Genomic DNA, 5,475 nt, shown 5'->3' with positions numbered 1-5,475 from the left:
AGGAGTGGAAGTGCTGCGAGGCATGAAGCGGACTGCTACTAATAGGTCGAGGGCTTATCTTTTAAGTAGAGAGCCACGACTAAGATGTCAGGGAGTTTCTTCTGTATAGTTTTGAGAGAACATGTCTCTCAATAAGATATCCGGTGATGATGCCTGGATGGATCCACCTGTTCCCATACCGAACACAGTAGTTAAGCATCCAGAGGCCGAAAGTACTTGCCTGGTGACGGGCTGGGAGGATAGGAAGTTGCCGGTTTCAGGACTCTTCTGAGTCCATTACACCTCGATAGCTCAGTCGGTAGAGCACCTGACTGTTAATCAGGTTGTCGCAGGTTCGAGCCCTGCTCGAGGTGCCATTTGATTGATTACGGCGCAGATGCCGTTTGCCCCTGGGGTGATTGGGGTATAGCCAAGTCGGTTAAGGCACGGGACTTTGACTCCCGCATTCGTTGGTTCGAGTCCAACTACCCCAGCCATTATGGTTCACTAGCTCAGTTGGTAGAGCACCTGACTTTTAATCAGGGTGTCCCGGGTTCGAATCCCGGGTGAGCCACCAATTGCATGACTCACTAGCTCAACTGGCAGAGCAACTGACTCTTAATCAGTAGGTTCACGGTTCGATTCCGTGGTGGGTCACCATTTTATGGGCGATTAGCTCAGCTGGGAGAGCGCTTGCCTTACAAGCAAGATGTCAGCAGTTCGATCCTGTTATCGCCCACCATCTTAGGAACTTTTCTTTTTTGGCCCGGTAGTTTAGTTGGTTAGAATGCCGCCCTGTCACGGCGGAGGTCATGGGTTCAAGTCCCATTCGGGTCGCCATTTGTTATTTCTGACTTCATGAGTCATGAGATATATAGTTGCCTCGGTAGCTCAGTCGGTAGAGCAGGGGACTGAAAATCCCCGTGTCAGTGGTTCGATTCCGCTCTGAGGCACCACTTCATGCTGGCGTAGCTCAATAGGTAGAGCAGCTGACTTGTAATCAGCAGGTTGGGGGTTCGATTCCTCTCGCCAGCTCCATTTTTAGGATTCGCGGGTGTAGCTCAATGGTAGAGCCCCAGCCTTCCAAGCTGGTCACGTGGGTTCGATTCCCATCACCCGCTCCAATTCGGTTTGCCGAGGTGGCGGAACTGGCAGACGCAACGGACTTAAAATCCGTCGGTTGGAGACAACCGTACCGGTTCGATTCCGGTCCCCGGCACCACCTTGCATATAGCAGCACATTGTGCTATAATATCTTTGTTTCGCGGTCGTGGCGAAATTGGCAGACGCGCTAGCTTCAGGCGCTAGTGATAGCAATATCATGGAGGTTCAAGTCCTCTCGACCGCACCATCTTGATTGTACTTCATTTATATATTGTTTTACCTCGCGGTCGTGGCGGAATTGGCAGACGCGCTACTTTGAGGGGGTAGTGAGCGAGAGCTCATATGGGTTCAAGTCCCATCGACCGCACCATCTTTGATTGTACTTCATTTACATATTGTTTTACCTCGCGGTCGTGGCGGAATTGGCAGACGCGCTACTTTGAGGGGGTAGTGAACGAAAGTTCATATGGGTTCAAGTCCCATCGACCGCACCATCTTGTGAGATGAGCTCAGGCATTTGCCTGGGCTTTTTTGTTGTTCTTATCGCTCGTGTGGATTTTTCGGATCGTTGCGATGAGAGGGAAAGCTTTCTTATTCGGCTAGGGGTTGCTACTTCTCTTTGACAACTGGTGTGATTTCCTTTATACTGATAGTTAGAAAGCTAATTATCAGGAGGAGCGTTATGAAGAGGGAGAATCTGCCGACATGGCAGGAGCTCGAAGCTCACAAGAAAACCATTCCAGAAATCCACCCGGCAGCCGTCATCGCTATGCTTGAAATCAAGCAGGCGGCTGAGGATATCCAGGCATCGATCCTGTCTGTCCTGCAGCGCGACTATCATTTGTCGGAGGGGAAGTTCTGCACGCTCATCGTGCTCCATCAGCACCCTGAAGGTATCACCCCTTCTACGCTCGCGGAGAAGGTGGGCGTCGCTCGGGCGACAATCAGCACGATGCTGCAGCGTCTCGAGCGCAGCGGTGAGGTGCGCGTGGAGGCGCGTTCTGAGGATGGTCGCGGTAAACTCGTGCGTCTCACATCGCAGGGACGCGCGTTCATGCAGGAGGTATTGCCGCCGCATTATCTGCGCGTCTCGAAGCTCATGGAGAAGTTGACGCAGGCGGAGCAGGAGGAACTCATCCGCCTATTGCGTAAGTTGGCCGGGGATTGAGTTGCAAGGCAAATATCCTTTCTTCTGCCTATATAGTTCGTATGCGAATTACATGGGGCGAAAAGTGAAATATTGGCAGCTGCAGTTAGCAGCAAAGGAGAGAAGTTTGATGAATGCAAAACAGAAAGCGGAGCGTACGGGAATCATCTTCCTTGTGCTCCTCATCGTCAGTGGAGCGGTGCTGCTCTATCGCGGCAATGACGCCGTGGCGCTCGGCGTGGCGAAGAAAGAGGGCATCCTGACTGCGGAGCAGGTGAAGATGTCGTTTGATTCCGTGAGTGGCAGGCTGGTCCATCAGGCGGTCCAGGAGGGCGATAACGTCAAGAAGGGCGATGTTATCATGGAGCTCGACGCGACGGATACGGATCTCGCAATCAAAAAGACGAAGGCGCAGATCGCACAGATCGAGGCGCAGATTGCGGGCAAGAACGGCAGCCAGCAGGTGAGCTATCAAAAGGCGGATAATGATGAGACGCAGAGTTTCCGTCAGATCGACCAGCAGCGCGCGGCGGTCGCGGCAGCGGCGGCGACGCTCAGAAACAGCGAGCTCGATTACGAGCGCAAGACGTCGCTCGTTGAGGCCGGCGCGATCGCGCGCTCCGCGCTCGATGACGCGACGACGGCGCTCGAGGTCGCTCAGGCGAATGTAGCGCAGCAGCAGCAGCTCCTCGATCGCTTGCTCGCGGGCGCCCAGGATACGGGCACGACGGACGGATTGGCACTGCCGACGATTGCGCAGGAGCGCGCTGATGCCGCGAATATGGGCAACGACATCGCGGCGCTTGAGAAGCAGCGCGAGCAGCTCCTCGTATCGCTTGATGAGCTCCAGGTGAAGAAGGAGCGCCTCGTCCTGCGCGCGCCGGAGGACGGCAAGGTGCTCAAGGTGCTCGCAAAAGAAGGCGAGATGGTCTCTCAGGGCACGCCGGTCGTGTTGCTCGAGAGCCGGCGGAGCTACTACGATATCTATCTCTCCGAGGAGCAGGCAGCGGGTCTCTCCGAGGGAGATACGATCACAGGGACGACGGTCGCAGGCAGGAAGCAGGTCAGGGGAACGATCCGCCTCCTGACGCAGGCACCGGGCTTTGCGGATCTCAAGCAGTCGCGCGAGAAGGGGCAGGCGGATCTCTCTGCGTTCCTCGTGCGCATCTACATCGAGCCGACGGACGGTGTCCAGCCGGGCATGACCATTGGGGTGAACGAACGTGCATTCGCTGAAAGATGAAATCAAGTTCCTCTTTTCCGGGCAAGGCATGCCGTATGAACGCGTCTGCCTGCTGGTGGCGATGGTCGTGACGGTGATTCTCTCCGTGCTGCTTTCCGGCAATTTCGCGAAGGAGGCCCGGGTGGCTGTCATCGACCTCGACAACAGCGCCTACACGCGGGAGCTCATCACGCGCGTGAACGCCTCGGAGTACATGCAGGTGACGGCCGTGCTCAACACGCCTGTGGATCCCAAGACGCTCTTCTACGAGGACAAGGCAGTAGCGGTGCTCTATTTCCCGCAGGGGCTCGAAAAGGATCGCTATACGGGCGTCGGCACGCAGATCGGCGTATTCTACGACAACACGAACAACGCGCAGACAGCAGACATCAAGGTGGCGCTCAACGAGCTCATCGGCCTCGATAACGCGCAGGCGGCGGGCGATGTCGGCAGCACGAATGACAGCCTCGCGGGCAATCTGTCGCTCGCGGAGCGCATCCTTTTCAACCCGCAGGATTCGACGAGCAACGGCGAGACACTCGGCTTCCTCTTTTTCTTCGGCTCGATGTTCTTCGTGTTCGCGACGATCGGCATGGTGCCGCGCCTGCGGCTCACGCACGCGCTCGACCGCATCCTGCTTGAGGGGACGCCCTGGGATCTCATATTGCGCCTGCTCCCCTACGGCGGCTGTCTCATCGTCTCGTTCTTCGTCGGCATGGCGATTCTGCGCATCTGGGGCGATCTCAATTTCAGCGGCAGCGCCTGGCTGTTCCTGTTTACGCAGCTCTTTTACGTGCTGGCCGTGGGCATGCTGAGCCTGCTCTTCGGCTGGACGGCAGCGAATCCGGGCATCGCGTCGAGCCGCATGATCCTCTTCATCCCCGGCGGCTTCATCCTCGGTGGCATGACGGGGCCGCTGACATTTTACGCGCCGTGGGTTGTAGCGTTGAGCCATGTGTTTCCGCTGACCTGGGAGTTCCATTTCCAGCGCGACATCATCGCGCGCGGCGCGGGCTTCTTTGATATCAGTACGCTCTTCGGTGCGTTCCTCCTGTATCTCGCGGCCATTGCGTTGGCACTCATGCTCAGGTTTCGGAGCGCGCGGCGGCAGCTCCTGGCGCAGCAGGCCGCGGCAGAGCGCCACCGTGAGAAATTCAAGCAGCTTGCGCAGGAGTGAGCCATGCTTCATAGGGATGGAGGGAACAACATGCAGGAAAAGGGACAACAAGCGCGAGAGACAGAGGTGCCGCAGCCAGCAGATGTCATCAAGGCCATCAGTGAACGGATGCCGCAGCAGGTAAGCTGCCAGCGCATCCTCGTGCCGACGGACGGCTCGGGGCAGGCATTCAAGGCCGTTCTCGATGCCATCCACCTTGCGGCCGCGACGGGGGCGGAGCTCACGTTGCTCATGGTCGTCGACTACAACAAGAACGTCGCCGCGTTCGAGCAGGTGAGTCTCGGCGGCTATGTGCCGGCGGAGCTCAAGGTCGCAGCGTACCGCTTCCTCGCGGATCTGATGCACCTCATCCCGTCAGCGGTCCGCGCACATCCGCGCGTCGAGGCCGGCGACCCGCGCGAGCTCATCGTCAGCGTGGCGGAGGAGGAGGAAAGCGACCTCATCGTCATGGGATCGCGCGGTTTCGGTACGTTCCGCAGTCTGCTCGTCGGCAGCGTCTCGCGCTTCGTACTCGAGCAGGCTGCCTGCCCGGTGTTACTCGTGAAAGGGCTGCCGGATGACTGGGACGAGGAGGCGCGCTGCACAGCACCACTTACGTAGGTGGGGGCAGGCGGGGCGGAATGTGGATGAGCACTACCTGCCGTGCAGCTGCGTGCGTCAGGACGCCCGCATTTTATTATGTAAATCCCCAAGAGCGCAAGCCGCAGGCGCAGCGCGATTGGCTGGATTTACTGCAAGGGCGGGCGCACAATGTCCACAAAGTGGACGTTTGTGCGTTGAGTTTTCTACGTTTCTATTCAATACTTTCGCCCGTTGTTTCGCCAATCTTTCAATTGCACAATCCTT

General features: G+C 57.4%; 5 protein-coding genes, 13 tRNA genes and 1 rRNA gene. All 19 read left to right on the top strand.

Annotated features, from left to right (window positions below; translation table 11 throughout):
- Nucleotides 1-139 precede the first annotated feature (139 nt).
- Nucleotides 140-256: ribosomal RNA gene (rrf, locus tag F599_RS0110855) — 5S ribosomal RNA — on the top strand.
- A 24-nt stretch (nt 257-280) separates the two neighbouring features.
- A tRNA-Asn gene (locus F599_RS0110850) sits at nt 281-356 on the top strand.
- A gap of 43 nt (nt 357-399) precedes the next feature.
- Nucleotides 400-476, top strand: a tRNA-Gln gene (locus F599_RS0110845).
- Between the two features lie 4 nt (nt 477-480).
- A tRNA-Lys gene (locus F599_RS0110840) sits at nt 481-556 on the top strand.
- Nucleotides 557-563: 7 nt separating this feature from the next.
- Nucleotides 564-639 (top strand) — tRNA-Lys (locus F599_RS0110835).
- A 6-nt stretch (nt 640-645) separates the two neighbouring features.
- A tRNA-Val gene (locus F599_RS0110830) sits at nt 646-721 on the top strand.
- Between the two features lie 21 nt (nt 722-742).
- Nucleotides 743-819: transfer RNA gene (locus F599_RS0110825), tRNA-Asp, on the top strand.
- Nucleotides 820-859: 40 nt separating this feature from the next.
- Nucleotides 860-935, top strand: a tRNA-Phe gene (locus F599_RS0110820).
- A 6-nt stretch (nt 936-941) separates the two neighbouring features.
- Nucleotides 942-1,017: transfer RNA gene (locus F599_RS0110815), tRNA-Thr, on the top strand.
- A gap of 12 nt (nt 1,018-1,029) precedes the next feature.
- A tRNA-Gly gene (locus F599_RS0110810) sits at nt 1,030-1,103 on the top strand.
- Between the two features lie 9 nt (nt 1,104-1,112).
- Nucleotides 1,113-1,201 (top strand) — tRNA-Leu (locus F599_RS0110805).
- Between the two features lie 42 nt (nt 1,202-1,243).
- Nucleotides 1,244-1,330 (top strand) — tRNA-Leu (locus F599_RS0110800).
- A gap of 36 nt (nt 1,331-1,366) precedes the next feature.
- Nucleotides 1,367-1,453 (top strand) — tRNA-Leu (locus F599_RS0110795).
- 37 nt (nt 1,454-1,490) lie between these two features.
- Nucleotides 1,491-1,577, top strand: a tRNA-Leu gene (locus tag F599_RS0110790).
- Nucleotides 1,578-1,765: 188 nt separating this feature from the next.
- Nucleotides 1,766-2,251, top strand: a complete 486-nt coding sequence (locus F599_RS0110785; protein ID WP_019543544.1) for a MarR family winged helix-turn-helix transcriptional regulator — start codon at nt 1,766-1,768, stop codon at nt 2,249-2,251.
- A gap of 109 nt (nt 2,252-2,360) precedes the next feature.
- Entirely contained in the window at nt 2,361-3,473 is a 1,113-nt protein-coding gene (locus tag F599_RS0110780; protein ID WP_019543543.1) for an HlyD family secretion protein, read from the top strand.
- A complete protein-coding gene (locus F599_RS0110775; RefSeq protein ID WP_019543542.1) occupies nt 3,454-4,629 on the top strand; it encodes an ABC transporter permease in 1,176 nt (391 codons plus the stop codon). The genes F599_RS0110780 and F599_RS0110775 overlap by 20 nt, the downstream gene beginning before the upstream one ends.
- 30 nt (nt 4,630-4,659) lie before the next feature.
- A complete protein-coding gene (locus tag F599_RS14195) occupies nt 4,660-5,229 on the top strand; it encodes a universal stress protein (protein ID WP_019543541.1) in 570 nt (189 codons plus the stop codon).
- Nucleotides 5,230-5,255: 26 nt separating this feature from the next.
- On the top strand, nt 5,256-5,475 hold a 220-nt coding region (locus tag F599_RS15895), incomplete at its 3' end, for a hypothetical protein (RefSeq protein WP_211209090.1).

Origin of the sequence: Selenomonas bovis DSM 23594 (assembly GCF_000381005.1) — a bacterium.
Taxonomy (GTDB): Bacteria; Bacillota; Negativicutes; order Selenomonadales; family Selenomonadaceae; genus Selenomonas_C; species Selenomonas_C bovis.
Note: the sequence above shows the minus strand (reverse complement) of the source record. Positions and strands in the feature narration are given on the sequence as shown.

Excerpts from the sequence above, each read along its gene's own strand:
- F599_RS0110785 (WP_019543544.1), top strand. The coding sequence starts at position 1,766 with ATGAAGAGGGAGAATCTGCCGACATGGCAGGAGCTCGAAGCTCACAAG.
- F599_RS0110780 (WP_019543543.1), top strand. The coding sequence starts at position 2,361 with ATGAATGCAAAACAGAAAGCGGAGCGTACGGGAATCATCTTCCTTGTG.
- F599_RS14195 (WP_019543541.1), top strand. The coding sequence starts at position 4,660 with ATGCAGGAAAAGGGACAACAAGCGCGAGAGACAGAGGTGCCGCAGCCA.